This is a genomic window from Romboutsia sp. 1001713B170131_170501_G6 (assembly GCF_015668195.1).
Taxonomy (GTDB): domain Bacteria; phylum Bacillota; class Clostridia; order Peptostreptococcales; family Peptostreptococcaceae; genus Romboutsia_C.
On the sequence record NZ_JADPFC010000004.1, the window covers coordinates 105,898 to 123,770 of the forward strand.

General features: G+C 26.4%; 17 protein-coding genes. 2 read left to right on the forward strand and 15 right to left on the reverse strand.

What is annotated here, in order from left to right:
* Positions 1-135: 135 nt before the first annotated feature.
* A complete protein-coding gene (locus I4U89_RS10585; protein WP_195940341.1) occupies positions 136-4,350 on the reverse strand; it encodes a 2-hydroxyacyl-CoA dehydratase in 4,215 nt (1,404 codons plus the stop codon).
* 136 nt (positions 4,351-4,486) lie between these two features.
* Positions 4,487-6,085 carry a Na/Pi cotransporter family protein gene (locus I4U89_RS10590; protein WP_195940342.1) on the reverse strand — a complete coding sequence of 533 codons (1,599 nt, stop codon included), beginning with the start codon at positions 6,083-6,085 and terminating at the stop codon, positions 4,487-4,489.
* A 162-nt stretch (positions 6,086-6,247) separates the two neighbouring features.
* On the opposite strand from I4U89_RS10590, the gene I4U89_RS10595 reads away from it, so the two are divergent.
* The gene (locus I4U89_RS10595) at positions 6,248-6,412 is read left to right on the forward strand and encodes a hypothetical protein (protein ID WP_195940343.1); all 165 of its coding nucleotides are present in this window, start codon (positions 6,248-6,250) and stop codon (positions 6,410-6,412) included.
* Positions 6,413-6,523: 111 nt separating this feature from the next.
* Here the strand turns inward: I4U89_RS10595 and I4U89_RS10600 are convergent, their stop codons facing one another.
* Together I4U89_RS10600 and I4U89_RS15855 are read right to left on the reverse strand one after the other, a co-directional pair.
* Positions 6,524-7,693: a CD0519/CD1768 family membrane protein gene (locus I4U89_RS10600; RefSeq protein WP_195940344.1), complete on the reverse strand. Its 1,170-nt coding sequence runs from the start codon at positions 7,691-7,693 to the stop codon at positions 6,524-6,526.
* A gap of 208 nt (positions 7,694-7,901) precedes the next feature.
* Positions 7,902-8,036 carry a hypothetical protein gene (locus I4U89_RS15855; protein ID WP_271893476.1) on the reverse strand — a complete coding sequence of 45 codons (135 nt, stop codon included), beginning with the start codon at positions 8,034-8,036 and terminating at the stop codon, positions 7,902-7,904.
* A 215-nt stretch (positions 8,037-8,251) separates the two neighbouring features.
* Between I4U89_RS15855 and I4U89_RS10605 the strand changes: the two genes are divergently transcribed.
* Positions 8,252-8,500 carry a hypothetical protein gene (locus tag I4U89_RS10605; RefSeq protein ID WP_195940345.1) on the forward strand — a complete coding sequence of 83 codons (249 nt, stop codon included), beginning with the start codon at positions 8,252-8,254 and terminating at the stop codon, positions 8,498-8,500.
* 28 nt (positions 8,501-8,528) lie between these two features.
* Here I4U89_RS10605 and I4U89_RS10610 read toward each other — a convergent pair whose 3' ends face one another.
* The 11 genes from I4U89_RS10610 to I4U89_RS10660 form a co-directional block, all read right to left on the reverse strand.
* Positions 8,529-9,077 carry a hypothetical protein gene (locus tag I4U89_RS10610; protein WP_195940346.1) on the reverse strand — a complete coding sequence of 183 codons (549 nt, stop codon included), beginning with the start codon at positions 9,075-9,077 and terminating at the stop codon, positions 8,529-8,531.
* Between the two features lie 75 nt (positions 9,078-9,152).
* The gene (locus I4U89_RS10615; protein WP_166505574.1) at positions 9,153-10,772 is read right to left on the reverse strand and encodes an ABC-F family ATP-binding cassette domain-containing protein; all 1,620 of its coding nucleotides are present in this window, start codon (positions 10,770-10,772) and stop codon (positions 9,153-9,155) included.
* A 90-nt stretch (positions 10,773-10,862) separates the two neighbouring features.
* On the reverse strand, positions 10,863-11,882 hold the full coding sequence (locus I4U89_RS10620; RefSeq protein WP_195940347.1) for a molybdopterin-binding protein: 1,020 nt from the start codon (positions 11,880-11,882) through the stop codon (positions 10,863-10,865).
* The gene (gene mocA, locus I4U89_RS10625) at positions 11,869-12,447 is read right to left on the reverse strand and encodes a molybdenum cofactor cytidylyltransferase (protein WP_195940348.1); all 579 of its coding nucleotides are present in this window, start codon (positions 12,445-12,447) and stop codon (positions 11,869-11,871) included. The genes I4U89_RS10620 and mocA overlap by 14 nt, the downstream gene beginning before the upstream one ends.
* 89 nt (positions 12,448-12,536) lie before the next feature.
* The gene (gene yqeC, locus I4U89_RS10630; protein WP_195940349.1) at positions 12,537-13,247 is read right to left on the reverse strand and encodes a selenium cofactor biosynthesis protein YqeC; all 711 of its coding nucleotides are present in this window, start codon (positions 13,245-13,247) and stop codon (positions 12,537-12,539) included.
* Positions 13,248-13,342: 95 nt separating this feature from the next.
* Positions 13,343-14,086, reverse strand: coding sequence for a cell division protein (locus I4U89_RS10635; RefSeq protein WP_207744173.1), 744 nt, complete (start codon positions 14,084-14,086; stop codon positions 13,343-13,345).
* Positions 14,087-14,104: 18 nt separating this feature from the next.
* Complete coding sequence (locus tag I4U89_RS10640; RefSeq protein WP_195940350.1) at positions 14,105-14,596, reverse strand: QueT transporter family protein; 492 nt, start codon at positions 14,594-14,596, stop codon at positions 14,105-14,107.
* A gap of 207 nt (positions 14,597-14,803) precedes the next feature.
* Positions 14,804-15,388, reverse strand: a complete 585-nt coding sequence (locus tag I4U89_RS10645; RefSeq protein ID WP_195940351.1) for a CDP-alcohol phosphatidyltransferase family protein — start codon at positions 15,386-15,388, stop codon at positions 14,804-14,806.
* Between the two features lie 20 nt (positions 15,389-15,408).
* Positions 15,409-16,062, reverse strand: coding sequence for a TVP38/TMEM64 family protein (locus I4U89_RS10650; RefSeq protein WP_195940352.1), 654 nt, complete (start codon positions 16,060-16,062; stop codon positions 15,409-15,411).
* Complete coding sequence (locus tag I4U89_RS10655; RefSeq protein ID WP_195940353.1) at positions 16,055-16,876, reverse strand: (Fe-S)-binding protein; 822 nt, start codon at positions 16,874-16,876, stop codon at positions 16,055-16,057. The genes I4U89_RS10650 and I4U89_RS10655 overlap by 8 nt, the downstream gene beginning before the upstream one ends.
* A gap of 82 nt (positions 16,877-16,958) precedes the next feature.
* Positions 16,959-17,678: a TVP38/TMEM64 family protein gene (locus I4U89_RS10660; RefSeq protein WP_330615559.1), complete on the reverse strand. Its 720-nt coding sequence runs from the start codon at positions 17,676-17,678 to the stop codon at positions 16,959-16,961.
* Positions 17,679-17,873: the final 195 nt, after the last annotated feature.

Here is a 17,873-nt window from a genome sequence, read left to right on the forward strand (position 1 = left end):
TCTATAATTTATAGCACTTTCAATAAATTCTTTTAAATACATATTTAAATTTTTTCATTGCATAAAGCTACCCCTTAAAGTAGTGTTATTTAATAATTTTAACTTCTATCTACTTTAAAGGGCTCAATTCATATTTTAAAAATTATTTTTTAATGCTGTCGATAACATTAGTTTTATTCTATTTATTTGATTAATTTCACTAGCTGATGAATCATAGTCAATAGCTATTATATTTGAGTCTTTATACATTTCTTTTATTTTCTTTATTTGACCTTTTCCTGTTATATGGTTTGGAAGACATCCAAAAGGTTGCATGCATATAATATTTTTAACATCATCTTCTAATAGCTCTAACATTTCTCCTGTCAATAACCATCCTTCTCCTGTTTGATTTCCTAATGATATTACATTTTCAGTAAACTTAGATATAATTCTTATATTTTTGGGAGGAGTAAATCTTTTGCTTTTCATTAATTCTTTATTATAAGTGCTTTGATAAATATTCATTGTATTTATAAATAGATTTCCTAATTCTTTATTTATCCATTTTCCCTCTAAATATTTAAATTTATATTCTGCATTTAAACAACAACTAAGGAAAAAGTTAGATAACTCAGGTACTACTGCTTCTCCACCTTCAGATTCTATAATATCAACTAAATAATTGTTTGCAAGAGGGTGAAATTTTACTAATATTTCTCCTACCAACCCAACCTTAGGCTTTTTCGTATCTATTAAATCTAAATTATCAAAATCATTTATTATTCTTTTTATATTTCTCTTAAACTCTAATATACTAGCTTTTTTTAATGATTCTTTGCATATGCAAACCCATTTATTATACAATTTATTAGCACTGTTTATATATTTTTCATAAGGTCTTGTTCTATATAAAACTTTCATCAATAAATCTCCATATATACAAGACATTAACAATCTATTAGCCATACTAAGTGTAATATGTTTTGATAATCCGTTTTTCTCTATTCCATTTACACTTAAGGATATCACAGGTATATCCTTATATCCAGAATCATAAAGGGCTTTTCTTAAAAATCCTATATAATTAGTAGCTCTACATCCTCCACCAGTCTGTGTTATAGCTACAGAAGTATTTTTTAAGTCATACTTACCAGTTTTTAACGCTTCTATAATTTGACCTATAACTATTATTGCAGGGTAACATGCATCGTTACTTACATATTTTAATCCTTCATCTATTATTTCTCTTTTTATATTTTCTAAAATAACCAAATTATACCCGCTTAAATTTACTGTTTCTTTAAAAAATTGAAAATGTATAGGTGACATCTGAGGTACTAATATAGTATGTTTTTTGTTTATTCTACCTTTTCTATATTCGATATGGTCATTTTCTATATATTTATTATTTTTTCTTTCTTCTATTGCAGCTTTTAATGACCTTATCCTTATCTTAGCTGCACCTAGATTATTTCCCTCATCAATTTTTATAACTGTATGAATTTTAGATTTCTCATTTAAAATTTCTTTGACTTGATCTATTGTAATAGCATCTATGCCACATCCAAATGAATTTAGTTGAACAAGCTCTAAATTAGAGCTTTCTTTTATAAAGCTTGCTGCTTTATACATTCTATGGTGATATACCCACTGATCAACTACTCTAAGTGGTTTATTTATTTTAGATAAGTGACATATAGAATCTTCACTTAATACATTTATTCCTAAAGAATTTATAAGTTCAGGTATTCCATGATTAATCTCCGGATCTATATGGTATGGTCTTCCACATAAAACTATACCTTTTTCATTTTTATCATAAATCTCTTTTAGGGCTTTTTCTCCCTCAATTTCTATATCTTTTCTGTATATATCTTGTTCTATATATGCCTTATCTAGAGATTTTTCTATCTCTATCTTAGATATATTAAAATACTTAGATAGTTCTTCATATAAGCTTTTAATAAGTTTTTCACGATTATTTAGACTTATAAAAGGATTGATATAATTTATATTTTTTATTTCGTCTATATTGTTTTTTATAACTTCTGAGTAAGATATAACTATTGGACAATTATAATTATTATCACATAGGTTATCTTCTTTTTTCTCATTAACTACACAAGGATAAAAAATATATTTTATATCCTTTTCTATTAAATCTTTTATGTGCCCATGTACTATTTTGGCTGGGTAACAAATTGTATCTGATGTTATAGATGATATTCCTTTTTCATACAAATCTTTTGATGAACGCTTAGATAAAATTACTCTAAATCCCATATTTGTGAAAAAAGTATGCCAAAATGGATAGTTTTCATATATATTTAATACTCTTGGAATACCTATTTCACCTCTGAATGCTTTAGATTTTTCTAATGGCTTGTAGTTAAATATTCGATTATATTTATATTTATAAAGATTTATCTTATTTGCTTTTATTTTATTATCAGTATATAAAGCTTCTCCTCTTTCACATCTATTTCCTGATATGAACAACTCATCATAAAATTTATTTATTGTTAATAAACAATTATTTGAGCATCCACTACATCTTGAAGTTTCTGAACTAACTTCTATGTTTTTTACTTTATCTAAACTAAGTAATGTACTTTTATTGCTATCATTGTACATTTCTATTGATATTAAAGCGCATCCAAAAGCCCCCATTAACCCAGCTATAGATGGTCTTATTACCTCTTTATTTGTTATCTTTTCAAAACTTCTAAGTACTGAGTCATTATTAAATGTACCGCCTTGTACAACTATATTACTCCCTAAATTATCAAAATTATTTTCTTTAATAACCTTATATAATGCGTTTTTTATTATAGAATAGGAAAGACCTGCGGATATGTCTGCTATGCTAGCCCCTTCTTTTTGTGCTTGCTTTACTTTTGAATTCATAAATACAGTACATCTTGAACCTAAATCTACTGGTGATTTAGATAATGTTCCTATTTTTGCAAACTCTTTTATGTCTATAGATAACGATTCTGAAAAATTTTCTAAAAATGAACCACATCCAGATGAACATGCTTCATTTAATATTATATTATCAATTACACCATCTTTAATTTTTAAACACTTCATATCTTGCCCACCTATATCTAATATGAAGTCAACTTTATCATTGAAATACTTTGCTCCTTTATAATGTGCTATAGTTTCTATTTCTCCAAAATCTATACCTAAGGCCTTCTTTATAAGACCTTCACCATAACCTGTTACTGTTGAGTAGCATATATTAGCTTTTTTAGGCAATTTGCTATATATATCAATTAAAACTTCTTTAACCGTATCTAAAGGTCTTCCCTTATTACTACTGTAGTGACTATATAATATATTTTTTTCTTCATCTATTAAAACTACTTTTGTTGTAGTTGACCCTGCATCTATACCTAAATAACAATTACCTACTACTTTATCTATATCTTTATATCCTATATCTTTTTTGTTATGTCTTTTTAAAAATATTTCATATTCACTTTTATCTTTAAATAACGGATCTAATTTACTTATTTTATTTATATCTTCTTTATCCAAGTTTTTAATTTTATTTATTAATGATTTAAGGCTAACTCTACTGCCTTTTTTTGATATTAAACTAGCCCCCATACATACATAAAGTTGGGCATCCTTTGGAAATATTATATCTTCATCACATAAATTTAACACTATCTTAAAAGCATATCTTAGTTCTGATAGAAAATATAATGGTCCTCCTAAAAAAGCAACCTTACCTTTTATCTCTCTTCCACAAGCTAATGCACTAACAGTTTGTATAGCCACCGCATTAAATATACTCATTGCAATGTTTTCTTTTTTAGCTCCATCATTTAAAAGAGGTTGTATATCTGTTTTTGCAAATACACCACATCTTGATGCTATTTTGTAAATCGTGTCATAGTTTTTTGCAAGTTCATTTAATCCATTAGAATCAGTCTGTAAAAGATATGCCATTTGATCTATAAATGCACCTGTACCTCCTGCACATATACCATTCATTCTCTGATCTATTCCATCTGTTAAATAAGTTACCTTTGCATCTTCTCCTCCTAATTCAATAACCACATCAGTTTCTGGATAAAAATACTTTATAGCCTCTGTAGAGGCTATTACTTCCTGTATAAAATCTATTTTTAGTCTCTTAGCCATATCGATTCCACACGACCCTGTTATTGCTACAGTTATTTCTCTATCTTCTAGTATACTTTCTACGTCTAATAATATATCTAAAACTGTATTTTTTATACTTGATAGATGTCTTTTATAATTTTTATATACAATGTTATTATCATCATCAAATACCACGACTTTGACTGTAGTTGAGCCAATATCAATACCTAAGGAAAATAATTTATTCATGTTAAATCCCCCATATTTTCTGTTTATCTATTATTAAGTTTTATGCTTTTTTGGATCTTTATATGTAGCTAAAATTTATAAGTTTTTTGAGTTGATATTTATATGTATACATAAAAAAGCACACTTATTTAGTGTGCTAATAGCTTAATACTCTTATAGCTATATTTGAACAATGGTCTGAAATCCTTTCTAAATTTGATACTAAATCTAGATATAATATCCCAGAGTCTATCTCACATGTATTATTATTTAATCTGTATATATGATTTGCTCTTATTGATTTTTCTATATTGTCTACTTCTTCTTCTGTTTTAATTATCCTTTCAGCTACTTTTTTGTCTTTTTCGTTTATAAGAATCAAAGCGTCTTCATAATTTTTTTTGACCTTTTCAAACATTTCTTCAACTTCTTTTTGACCATCATCAGATATGCTTACATCTTTATCAATTGCTATTTCAGCAAGTTCAGCTATATTTTCAGAATGGTCTCCTATTCTCTCTAAGTCATTTATAGTATTAAATAAATTATCTACCTCTTCTACCGAATCACCAGTTAAAGATGTTTTAGATAATTTTAATAAATAATCTAATATATTTCTTTGATAATCATTTATTTCTTTTTCTTTTCTAAATGTTTCTTCTATATCTTTTTTAGATTTATTTAAAAATGCACTCATAGACGAATTTAAACATATATTTGTTACTTTAGCCATTTTATTAGTTTCTTTTAATGTATTTGCAAATGCTATTGATGGTGTTTCTAACATTCGCTCATCTAAATAAGTTTTAATCTCCTTTTCTTCTTCAGTTTGAGGAACTATCTTCATAGCTAATTTTACAATATACTTAGAAAATGGTAAAAGTATTATAACTGTTACTATATTAAATAATGTATGTGCATTTGCTATTTGTCTTGCTACATCTGTTGGATTAATTTTTGTTACTACTGTAACTATTGGTTTGTTTAATATTAATAAAAACATTAACGTACCTAAAATATTAAATAATAAGTGCATAATTGCTGCTCTTTTTGCATTTTTATTAGCACCTATACTAGACAATAAAGATGTAACACAAGTACCTATATTATCTCCATAGAGTATAGGAAGTGCAGATTGAAGTGGTATAATTCCTTGTGATGCTAATGCTATAAGCATACCCATTGATGCACTTGAACTTTGTACTACTCCTGTTATTATAAGCCCTAACAGTACACCAAGTAATGGTCTGTGGCCAAAATTGACAAGTGCATCTGTAAATCCTTTATACTCAGCAAGAGGACTTACAGCCTCTTTCATAAACTCCATGCCCGTAAATAATATACCAAATCCAAGCAATATTTCTGCTATATTTTTAGTTTTACTTTTTGATGAAAATAGATAAAGTGCTATACCTATACCTAAAGTTATAGGAGCAAGCCCTTCCAAATTAAAACTTACTAATTGAGCAGTTATAGTTGTACCTATGTTCGCTCCCATTATAACTCCTATAGCTTGAGATAAAGTCATAATACCTGCATTTACAAATCCAACTACCATGACAGTAGTAGCGCTAGAACTTTGTATTATAGCAGTTACTCCTGCTCCAACTAATACTCCAAGTAACACATTGCTTGTCAAAAGCCCTACTATTTTCTTTAGTTTTTCTCCAGCTGCTTTTTGAAGTCCATTGCCCATTAATGTCATACCATATAAAAAAAGTCCTAGTCCTCCTATAAGACTTATTAATATCTCCAAATTAATTCCTCCTTTGGCTAAAAATAATTCTTTATATATATTTCTCTTTTTTTACTTTAATAATTCACTTTAATTTTTAAAGCTACATTTTATTGATTAGAATAGTAATTATATTTTTAGGTTAAATTATTATTGTTTAATAAATTATTTAAGGAGGACTATATGACTAGAAAAAAAGCTTGTAAAGACCCTCAACAAAGCAAAAATGTTGCAAGTTCAAGTCTAGAAATAGCTGAAGAACTTAATATATCACCAAGATTAAGACCTAGCAAAACTGGTTCTGTTAGCCAAAATACATCTAGACCTATAAATCCTAGAAAGAAGTAATCTAAAATATAAAATTTTTATAGTATAAGATTACTAATCAATATAATTTTTAATATATTAATACAAATAAAAATAGACTTGGCTATTATCCAAGTCTATTTTCTATAAATTTTACGAAATTAGCATAAATATAAAATGTGAAGAAACACCTGCACATATTCCGCCTATCGTATGTGAAATTATTGCTTTGCTAGTTAATCCTCTTGCATTTAATGCATCCATCATACCTACATGAGTACTTAAATATCCACTCCAGCACATTCCCATGGCTGTAAATACAGCTATATCATTAGGAGTTATAACATTATCTGCAATAAACTGTGGTACTAAACTCATAGCTGCACCAACTGCGCCTAATGATGTTATAGGAAACGCTATAGCTTGTGCTGATGTAAATCCGAATAATGGTTCTAATATAAAGTTTAGCTTTTTTCCTATTACAGGTAAAAGAGCTATACCTTCATATGCTGCTCCTGTATATACTTCTTTTCCTGTATTTGGATCTATACTTGGACCAAATGTAAGTAACATTACTAATGTACATACTATTAAAACACCTGGTATTATAGCTAATCCTAGTTCTACGCCTGATTTTCCACCTTCAAGTATTGCATCTAGAACTCTTTGGAATATATTTCCATCTCTTATTTCTCTATACTCTTCTATCTTAGAATTTTCTATTTCTAAGCTAGTATTATCTAAATCATCTTTATAGTATTTTTTTGTAAAGTGTAGCATTATTCTAACACTAATTATACTACCAATTATGGCACCTATATTTCCTACTAAAGCCGGAAGTACATATTTCTCACCCTGAGATATCATAAATGTTGTAACTATAAGACCCATTCCAAAAGATGTACCCAGATTACAAAGAGCTGGTATTTGGTACTTTTTAAAATATCTAGTAAAAGATTTATCCTTGCTAAATGATATGATTGCTGGATTATCAGATAAATAAGTAGTTACGGCTCCCGCTATACTAGCTCCTGGAAGTCCATATAAAGGCTTCATAAAAATAGCAAATATCTTATTAAGTAGTGATATTACTCCAAATTCTGATAATAATGCACTTAGTGCTCCTGCTAAAACAGCCATTGCCATTATTAAAAATACGGTATTTAATAGTAAATCGTGAGCGGTGTTCATTATAACTTTAAACATTATACCTGCTCCCATAATGCTTGCTACATAGGTAAATCCACCTAATAAGATAGCTAAAAATACAAATGTCTCTAGATTTACCGCCCTGACTTTCCTTTTAGTTGTAGTATTTTGCATACAAATCATCCCCTATGTAATTATTGTCTGTGTTTTTTAAACTTAAAATTATAAATTTAAAGAATATTTTTTATTATTCTATAATATATTAAATTTATTTTTATGTAAATATTTATTTTTTCTTTGCAATAATTTGCATTTATATTTCTTAATAAAAAAGTACTACCATATGGTAGTACTTTAAACATTTACATTTATATATTAATTTCTACTTGTTATCTATTATAGTTTTTGTTGTATCTAAATCTTTAGCTAAGCATTTTTGACTATTTATTCTTTCACTTACTAATAAGTAGTTGCTTATTCCTTTTAATGTTTTTGCTAATTTGTTTATCATTGCCATTTTTAACTCCCCCTTATGTTTTCTACTTAGGATATTGTATACAATATACTGTATCAAGTCAATACTTTTATTAAAAGTTTATTTTTTATCAAATTTTTATGGCAAATTTAATCAATTTAACTTATACATACAATATTATTTTATATTTTTGACTTTTAGTTTATAATAAAGGTTATAATATAAAAGTTAATTTACATAAAATGAGGAGGTATACAATGTCTTGTCCAAACTGCAAGTGCAATAAATCAAAAATAAGTAACGATGAATATGAAGAATTAAAAGAATATTTCAAAGATGAGATACAAGATTATAAAGTTGTTGATTATATAAAAGATGATGGTAATCATAGTTCTTATGTTGAGGTAGAACTTGAAGACTATATCGTTGAAATTGATGATATAGATACTGATAATTTAAATTTAGATAAAGTAATAGATGCTTTAATAAGAAATAGTGTTAAATAATTAAAAGTAGACTAATTTTAGTCTACTTTTAATTATTTTTTTCTGAATCTATTTTCATTTTTAATATTTCCAATTGACTTTTATATGCTACTAATTGTATTTCTATTTTTTCTTTTTTAAGTTGTATATTCTTTTTAGTTTTTTCATTTTTTGCATTTCTTATTTCATCTTCCATTTTAGTGCTCATAGCTTCAAGTACATATACAGTCTTTTGTAATTTCTCATATACAGCCCTAGGATTATTGCTTTGTTCACTTTTTCTCTCTAATATAAACATTATCTTAAAGTACATAAATGCAACAAATATATTTATTACATTATCTAGCAATTCTTGAGTCATGTTATCACTAATTATCGCTACTAAAACAAAAGATGCTATATTAAATAAAAATAGCATAGTTAACTTATTTTTATTTTTGCCATAATTAAAATCTTCTTTATATCTAGTTAGTCTATATGGAATAGCTATTGTGACTATCGGTGATAAAAACAGTATGTTTCCTTCTAATATAGCATATATAACACTTAGTGCAGTTAAAAGCATTATGGCTTTATTAGTTATATCTACTTTTTTCATATATTTCTCCTTTTTGGATATTAAAAATACCTCCTTGCACAAAGTATAAAATACTCTGTGCTTAGAGGGTATTTATTATTTACCATACATAGTCTTTAATTGAGCTTGTATGTCTTTATTTTCTAAGTATTCATCTAGCGTAGTTTTTCTATCCATAACACCACCTGGAGTTATTTCTATTATTCTATTTGCTAGAGTTTGTATCATCTCGTGGTCATGAGAGTTAAATATTAATACTCCTGGGAACTTTTCTAAACCTTTGTTTACAGAAGTTATAGATTCTAGGTCTAAGTGGTTAGTTGGGTCATCTAAAACTAATACGTTAGCATTACTTAACATAAGTTTTGATAACATACATCTAACTTTTTCTCCTCCTGATAAAACTTGAGCTTGTTTTAGAGCTTCTTCTCCACTAAATAACATTCTACCTAAGAATCCTCTTATAAAACTTTCACTCTTTTCTTCAGAATATTGTCTTAACCAATCAACTAATGAGTATTCTACACCATCAAAGTATTGATTGTGGTTTTTAGGTAAGTAACTTTGAGAAGTTGTAACTCCCCACTTAAATGTTCCACTATCAGCAGTATCTTCGCCCATTATTATATTGAATAATGTAGTTATAGCTATTTCATCACCCATAAATGCTACTTTATCATCTTTATCAAGTCTAAATGATACATTATCAAGCACCTTAACACCATCTACAGTTTTAGTTAATCCTTCAACTTCTAAAACCTCATTTCCTATTTCTCTCTCAGGAGTAAATCCTACATATGGATATCTTCTTCTTGATGGTTGTATTTCTTCAACTTGTATTTTTTCTAATTGTTTCTTTCTAGATGTTGCTTGCTTTGCTTTAGAAGCATTTGAACTGAATCTTGCAATGAACTCTTTAAGTTGAGCTATCTTTTCTTCAGCCTTTTTATTTTGATCCTTAGCAAGTTGCAATGCTAATTGGCTTGACTCATACCAGAAATCGTAGTTACCAACGTACATTTGTATCTTACCAAAATCAACGTCAACTATATTTGTACATATTTGATTTAAGAAGTGTCTATCATGTGATACAACTATAACGATAGAATCTTCAAGTCCCATTATAAACTCATTTAACCAGTTTATAGATTGGAAGTCTAAGTGGTTTGTAGGTTCGTCCATTATTAGTATCTCAGGCTTACCAAATAATGCTTGAGCAAGTAATACTTTAACCTTTTCTCCACCTGTTAATTCTTTCATTTGCTTATAATGTACTTCTTTAGGTATACCAAGACCCATTAAAAGTCTCTCTGCATTAGTCTCTGCGTCCCATCCATCAAGTTCAGCAAATTCACCTTCAAGTTCAGCAGCTTTTATACCATCTTCTTCAGTGAAATCAGGCTTCATGTATAATGCATCTTTTTCTTTCATTATAGAGTATAGTCTTTCGTGTCCCATTATAACTACATCTAAAACTGTATCTTCTTCATATTTGAAGTGGTCCTGTCTAAGTACTGACATTCTTTCTTTTTCAGTTATTGAAACACTTCCTGTATTTGGTTCTATATCACCAGCTAATATCTTAAGGAAAGTTGATTTCCCTGCACCATTAGCTCCTATTATCCCGTAACAATTTCCTTTAGTGAATTTTAAGTTAACATCTTTGAATAACTCTTTATCACCAAATCTAAGTCCAACATTTGTAACTTGTAACATTAATGTATATTCCTTTCTTTCTTTAATTTTCGTAAATTACATAACATTTTTATAATATAATAAATATTTAATTTAGTCAACTGATGAGTACTACACCTTAGCAAAATTGCAGGCTGGATATGTGCAAATATCGCAATTCATACAAAGCCCACCATGCCCATACATTGCTATATCTTTTTTAGTTAATTTTTCATCTATTAATACCCTTGGTAAAATAACATCAAATACAGTTGTTTTATTATACATTGCACATCCTGGTATCCCCATTATAGGTATATCACCTTTATATGCTAATAAAAACATTGCTCCAGGAAGTATTGGTGAACCATAAGTTATTATATTTGCACCACTTTCTTTTATAGCAGTAGGTGTTACATCATCTGGATCTACACTCATACCACCTGTGCAACATATAAGTTCTGCACCTTGATTTATGAAATTTTCTATAGCATTTTTTATCATAGTAATATCATCTTTGCATATAGCTTGCCCTATAACTTCACACCCAAACTTTTCAACTTTTTCTTTTATAGCAGGTCCAAATTTATCTACTATTCTTTTATAAAATACTTCATTTCCAGTTGTAACTATACCAACCTTCTTAGGTCTAAACTCTACTACGTTTACTATTTTTTTATTACCTACTATATTTTTTGCTTCAATTAGCTTATTTTTATCTATTAGTAAAGGGATCACTCTTGTTCCTGCTACTTTAGTTCCTTTATTTACTATAAAATTATTGTGTAGAGTAGATAACATTATATCATCTATCATATTAAGTTCTAGTAATGTATCTACATCTATTTTTAGAAGTCCATATTTATTTGATATAAAATCTATTTTTCCTTCTTTTATATCACTAAACTCTAAATTTTCTCCTGCTGTTAAATCTTTTAAGAATATAGCACCACCATTTTCATGAACCATATTTTCATTTTTTTCCCAAACATATAGATGATCTTTACCTATTGATAATAAAACATCTATATCTTCTTTTTTTACTATATGGCCTTTTTTAAAGGCAACTCCTTTAAATTCACCTGGAATTATCTTTGTTATATCATGACAAAGTATGTGTCCTATAGCATCTACTGTCTTAATCTTTTTCATATATTCCCCCTAGTTGTATGTAGTCTTTTTTTGTGTCAATATCAAATAACATATATTCACTGACGTCTACATATTTTATATTGCATGAGTTAGTTATAACTTTTTTACCTTTTTCATCTTCTTTTAATCTTAATAATTCCCCTCTTTTAGACTTTGGGAATATTACAGGATTTCCTTTTTTGTCTTTATATCTTGGAATTATTATAAAATCTTTATTTTCATTAAATACTTCTATCATTTTATTTATATAATTACTATCAATTAAAGGTTGGTCACCTACAAAAAACATATATCCCAAAGATTCTTTACTGTTATTTATACCTAACTTTATAGATTCACTTTGGCCTATATAATTTTTTTTATTTTCTATATATTTAAAATTATATTTTTTTGAAATCTCCTTTATTTCATTGTATGAACTAACAACTATGACTTCTTTAAAATCAACTTTTGATACTTCATCAAGTACATATTCTATTATAGTTTTATCTTTGTACTTTAGTAAGAGCTTATTTTCTCCCATTCTTTTTGATAGCCCTGATGCCATTATAATCGCTGTTATCATTTTTTATACCCTTATTTATTTATTAAAAAATTTATTTTATAAAAATATAAAACACTAATTATTTGTTATATTAAAATAAATCTTATACTCTATACACAATAAAATAAATCATTTAATATACTCCCATATATTATTTTTATATTATGTTCATGTTTATTAATACTGTTAATAAGATTTTTTGCTATATATAACTGATTTTTTGTTTCTACTTTATTAATTAATAATATTTTTTCACAATTGGTATTTTTAAACATACCATTTTCATTTAGTACTATATCAACCATATTTTCTATAGATACTTTACTTTTGGTATTTGTTAATTTTTCAAATTCTTTAAGTCTATGTATATTTTTATCGTTTATACACATATCATAAGAGGTTATATCTAATACACCTATAACTTTCGTGCTTTTAGGATATACTACTGGCTCATTTATATTCCATCCTTTAAGCTTTTTTCTCTTAGAACCATCACCTTCTATTAAAAGTACATCAAAATCATCTTCAATTTTATCTAAATCGTAAAAATCTAATCCTATTATCTTATTATCTAAGTTTATATACTTTCCAACAACAACTACTCTTTCTTTTTCACATTTTTTATATTTTGTACTATCTAATAGATACATATTATCATATACTTCTTTTGATGGTACATATATTTTTGTAGTTGTGCTTATAAGTACTTTTTTACTATTAATGCTATATGCCAACTTATTTATAAGTGAAGTTTTTCCTCCAGCTCCTATTACTGTTATAATCTCTTTTTCTCTTAAGTTTAATGCTTCTTTTAAATTCATATCTACCCCAATTTTATATAGTTGTTTATAAAATTTTAATGTAAAATAAAAAATCCATAGAATAATTATAACATTATTCTATAGATTTATACAGATTAATTACATACTAATCCTATTTTTATTTTATCTTTTGTTTGTTCTTTTACATACAATGAGAAAATGCTATCATAAGAATTTTCGCCTTTTTCTTCTATAATAGTTAATATATCATTTACAACAAATATCATTTCATCTTCTTTGCAATAATTAGATCCCATCTCAATAAATATTATTTGCTTTTTATTTAAAAGTTCATTATGTGATTTACTTACATTTTCTAGTAAATCCCTTACCATGTCTTCTTTAGATATATCTTTACCAAACTCTTTATAAGAATATTTTATTCCACCATCGGTACATAAAGTTTCTTTTAAATCTGTTAAGTCTATGTTTATCATGCATTGATATGATATAGATTCAACTAACATATTTACTAAATCTATAAACTTATCCATTGAAGCTTCATCTACTTTAAATTCTCTATTTATATTTACTTCGTCTTTATTTTCTTTATTAGAAGAATCTATTCCTATACTTAATATTCTTCTTTCATCTGCCATATATCCTATTGCATTGACTATCTGTAATGCTTTTTTATCTTCACTATTATAAGTTAGAAATAGTAAATCTACTCCATCTAGTAACTCTCTAACATAATCTTTATCTACATCTTGATTTATAGATATTTCTTCTATATCCATATTACTTTCTACTTTAGATTTTATAGATTTTAATGTATTTATTCCATCATTTCCTATACCTATTATTTTAGCTTTTTCTAATTTTTCCTCTATATTCATAATATCTCCTTAATCATATTACTTTAATAGTTTAAGATATTTATCTTCTAATATCTTAAATAGTGGAACACCGATTATAGTTATTACTACAAATTGTCCAAAACCTACTTGTAGCATTGAAAGTATAAGAGGTACCCCAAATAACTTATTTAACATAATACCTATTATTATAGCATTTACTATTGTTGGCCACAATGATGCGATTAATACACAACCTTTTTTTCCTTTCATTGTTTTGCCTGTTAAGTAAACTAGGTATACACTTATAAATGTTGCCAAAGTTCCAAATATAATATCAGGAACACCATAAGGACCTATTACATTAGCTAAAAAACATCCTATTGTCAAAGCTAATATGTATTCCTTACTTATAAGTGGAAGTAGTGTCATAACCTCAGATATTCTAAATTGTATTGTTCCATAACTTATAAAACCAAAAATTAGAGTAACTGCTGCATATACACCCGCTATCATTCCAATTTTAACTATTTTTTTAGTATTATTTCTCATCTTTTTTCTCCTAAGTGCTTATTATTTATAGCCTAATCTACTTGGAAAAAATAAAAACCGTAGAAATTCTACGGTTTTAATGGCAGTTAATTAAATGCCTATTTTTAACCGTAGTTTTTTTTATAGACAGGAGGCTTTCGAACTGTCTTTTTAAGTTTACTTACGATATTATATAATATATATTTTTTTATTTCAAATATTTTAATATTACTTTAATATATTTTTAGCCTCAATCATTCTTTGAAGTGCTGTTATTATAACTATAAATGAAAATATATTAACTACTATACCTAAATAGCTTTCAAAAACCATCATAAGAGATAACATTATAAATCCTTCACTTCTTTCAGCTACTCCTGCTTGATAATAAAATGATTTTATGCCACTTTTTTCACTAACTGCACCAACTGTTAAAAATATGACCATTGATATTAATATACAAGCTAATAATACAATAATATTTAATCTTACCTCTTCAAATTTGAGTGCACTTACAAATATTATACCTATTTCTACTATCCTATCAAATGTAACATCTAGCACTGTTCCAAAACTAGATGATGAGTTTGTTTTTCTAGCTATACTTCCATCTACTGCATCTAAGTATCCAGATATCCAAAGTACTATTACAGCAAATATATTTTTATCTAAATATAATAAAATTGCTGATAATACTCCAAGTATAAGAGCTAGTACAGTTACAGTATTTGCGCTAATTTTTCTTTTTATAAATATATTTGCTCCAAATTCTATAAATGGACTTACATATTTTCTAGCATGTGTATCTAACATATTATTTCCTTTCTATTTTTTTAATGTTTCTCTTCTAATTTATCTTTTAGAAATCTATTTTTTAAAAATATTGATATAGTAAATAATAATACTAAAAGAGCTATTGAAATATAAAAGCTAGTACTTTTTATATTTAAAGAAGTAGCTCCTATATTTGTAAATACTGCTATACCAGGAATAGTCCCAAATAGTGTAGCTAGTATAAAATCCTTATATTTTACATTTGTAATACCTGCTCCATAGCTTATTACATCAAATGGAAATAGTGGTATTAGCCTTAATAGAAATATTATATAAAATCCATTTTTTTCTATTAATCTTTCTATTTTTTCTAATTTATCACTTGATCTTTTTTTAATTATTTCTTTGCCTAAATACCTAGCTATAAAAAATGCTATACTTGCACCTATTAAAGCTCCTATTGTTGTATATATATATCCCTTACTAAATCCAAATATTAGGCCTGCTGATATTGCAAGTACTGAATCTGGAAAAAATGTTAGAGGTACTAATGAAAACATCACTATATATATAAGTGGAGCTAATACACCAAATGTTTTTACATACTCTTTTATTGTATATATATCAACATTATTACCTATATATTTATTTGTAATTACTACAAAAGCTAATATTAGTATTATGATTAGTATTTTTTTTAACTTATTATTCATATTTTCTCCTATTATTTAGTTTATATCTATTTATCCATGAATTTATACTAGACTTATTATGTTGTGTAAACTTATCTTTGCTTAAATATTTTTCATTAAATATTAAATCTAGTATATGAATTGAATTTTTTCCTCCATTTATCATAAACTTAACACATGTTTCACAGTAACATATAGTATAATCACTTTTTGTTTGAGAACATCTTTTTTCAAGTTGTTTTTTCTTATTTTCGTTATCTGTAAATATAGCTCCACAACACATAGAACTACTTCTATTTTTTTCAAATTCACTATACTTAATTCCTAGGTTTTTAAGTATATCTCTAGCACTTGTATATATAGATTCAACACCTCTTATTGCGCAGGAATCATGTATTGCAAATTCTATATTTAGATCACTATAATATCCAATTAACCTATTATCTAATCCAAATTCTCTTATGACATCTAATAAAAAATATACTTCTATATTTTTACTATTTTCACTTAAACTTTTATAACAATTAGGACATGACGTTATAACCTTTTTAACATTGTTAGTATTTAGAGTTTCATCTAAATTTTTATAGTATTTTTCAAATGATTTATAGTCTTTTATCATTTTACTTGGTTTATAACAACAAGAAAAAGTTATTCCTATATTTTTTATATGACCCCTTAAATAATTATATATATTTACTATAGTCTTTTCATCATACCCACTCAAACTACACCCTGGCATAAATAATACATCACTATATTCATCTATAAAAGTTTTTCTAAATAATTTATTATTGCTGCTAATTTGATGTATTTTATATGGTAGTTTACTCATTTTATCACCTTCCTTAAACTTATTTTAAAATAATTTTTTTATAATTTACAAAAACAATATGGATTGGTTAAACCAATCCACATTATTTTTCTTTTAAAGATTTATCTAAATTGCTATTTTTTTCATTGTAAATCTTTTTTAACATATATCCAAGTATACTTAATGCAAACAATATCATAATACCTTTTACTACAAATTTTAAGGAACCTGTTAACATATCACCAACATAAGAATATATTATAGTTGCAGGAAGCTGTCCTATGCCTGTTGCTATAAAAAATGAACTAAACTTCATTGAAGTAAGACCTGCTGCATAGCTAACAAGATCAAAAGATATAAATGGAAGTAATCTAACTATTAATATTGTATGTTTTCCATATTTATCAAAAAAGTTATCTATGTTATCTAATGCATATTTACTTGTAAACTTTATAACTACGTCTCTCCCTAAAAATCTTGCTATATAAAAGCATAATGCTGCTCCTGCCATTGAACTAGTCCATGAAAGTATTGCTCCTTTTACCCACCCAAATAAAGCCGCATTGGCAAAAGTTATTAAAAATGCAGGAAGTGGTGCTGCCACTGATTGAAGTATCATAAGTAAAAAGGATATTATAGGTGCTAATATACCAAAAGATAGTATATATTCTTTTATAGCATCTATGTTTAGCATACTTAAATAAAATATCATCTGATTTATGCCTTTATTTATCTGTGGTATAAATAAATATATACCTATTACTAATAATGATACACCTATTTTTACTACCATATTTTTTAGTTTTTTATCTATTTTAATCACCTACTATGTCCTATTTATATGTTTTTTATCAGATTATGACATTTATAATAAAATACATAATAATATTTAAACTTTTAAAATCATTCTTAAATATTTTAGCATAAACTATATAAAATTCTTATAAATATATATATTGTAATTTTTTATACTAATTACTACATATATTGATTTTTTCTATATATAATTTATGTTTTA

What these genes read in the sequence shown, in the direction of transcription:
- I4U89_RS10585 (WP_195940341.1), bottom strand. Translation starts at nt 4,350, where the DNA reads ATGAATAAATTATTTTCCTTAGGTATTGATATTGGCTCAACTACAGTC.
- I4U89_RS10595 (WP_195940343.1), top strand. Translation starts at nt 6,248, where the DNA reads ATGACTAGAAAAAAAGCTTGTAAAGACCCTCAACAAAGCAAAAATGTT.
- I4U89_RS10600 (WP_195940344.1), bottom strand. Translation starts at nt 7,693, where the DNA reads ATGCAAAATACTACAACTAAAAGGAAAGTCAGGGCGGTAAATCTAGAG.
- I4U89_RS15855 (WP_271893476.1), bottom strand. Translation starts at nt 8,036, where the DNA reads ATGGCAATGATAAACAAATTAGCAAAAACATTAAAAGGAATAAGCAAC.
- I4U89_RS10605 (WP_195940345.1), top strand. Translation starts at nt 8,252, where the DNA reads ATGTCTTGTCCAAACTGCAAGTGCAATAAATCAAAAATAAGTAACGAT.
- I4U89_RS10610 (WP_195940346.1), bottom strand. Translation starts at nt 9,077, where the DNA reads ATGAAAAAAGTAGATATAACTAATAAAGCCATAATGCTTTTAACTGCA.
- I4U89_RS10615 (WP_166505574.1), bottom strand. Translation starts at nt 10,772, where the DNA reads ATGTTACAAGTTACAAATGTTGGACTTAGATTTGGTGATAAAGAGTTA.
- I4U89_RS10620 (WP_195940347.1), bottom strand. Translation starts at nt 11,882, where the DNA reads ATGAAAAAGATTAAGACAGTAGATGCTATAGGACACATACTTTGTCAT.
- mocA (WP_195940348.1), bottom strand. Translation starts at nt 12,447, where the DNA reads ATGATAACAGCGATTATAATGGCATCAGGGCTATCAAAAAGAATGGGA.
- yqeC (WP_195940349.1), bottom strand. Translation starts at nt 13,247, where the DNA reads ATGAATTTAAAAGAAGCATTAAACTTAAGAGAAAAAGAGATTATAACA.
- I4U89_RS10635 (WP_207744173.1), bottom strand. Translation starts at nt 14,086, where the DNA reads ATGAATATAGAGGAAAAATTAGAAAAAGCTAAAATAATAGGTATAGGA.
- I4U89_RS10640 (WP_195940350.1), bottom strand. Translation starts at nt 14,596, where the DNA reads ATGAGAAATAATACTAAAAAAATAGTTAAAATTGGAATGATAGCGGGT.
- I4U89_RS10645 (WP_195940351.1), bottom strand. Translation starts at nt 15,388, where the DNA reads ATGTTAGATACACATGCTAGAAAATATGTAAGTCCATTTATAGAATTT.
- I4U89_RS10650 (WP_195940352.1), bottom strand. Translation starts at nt 16,062, where the DNA reads ATGAATAATAAGTTAAAAAAAATACTAATCATAATACTAATATTAGCT.
- I4U89_RS10655 (WP_195940353.1), bottom strand. Translation starts at nt 16,876, where the DNA reads ATGAGTAAACTACCATATAAAATACATCAAATTAGCAGCAATAATAAA.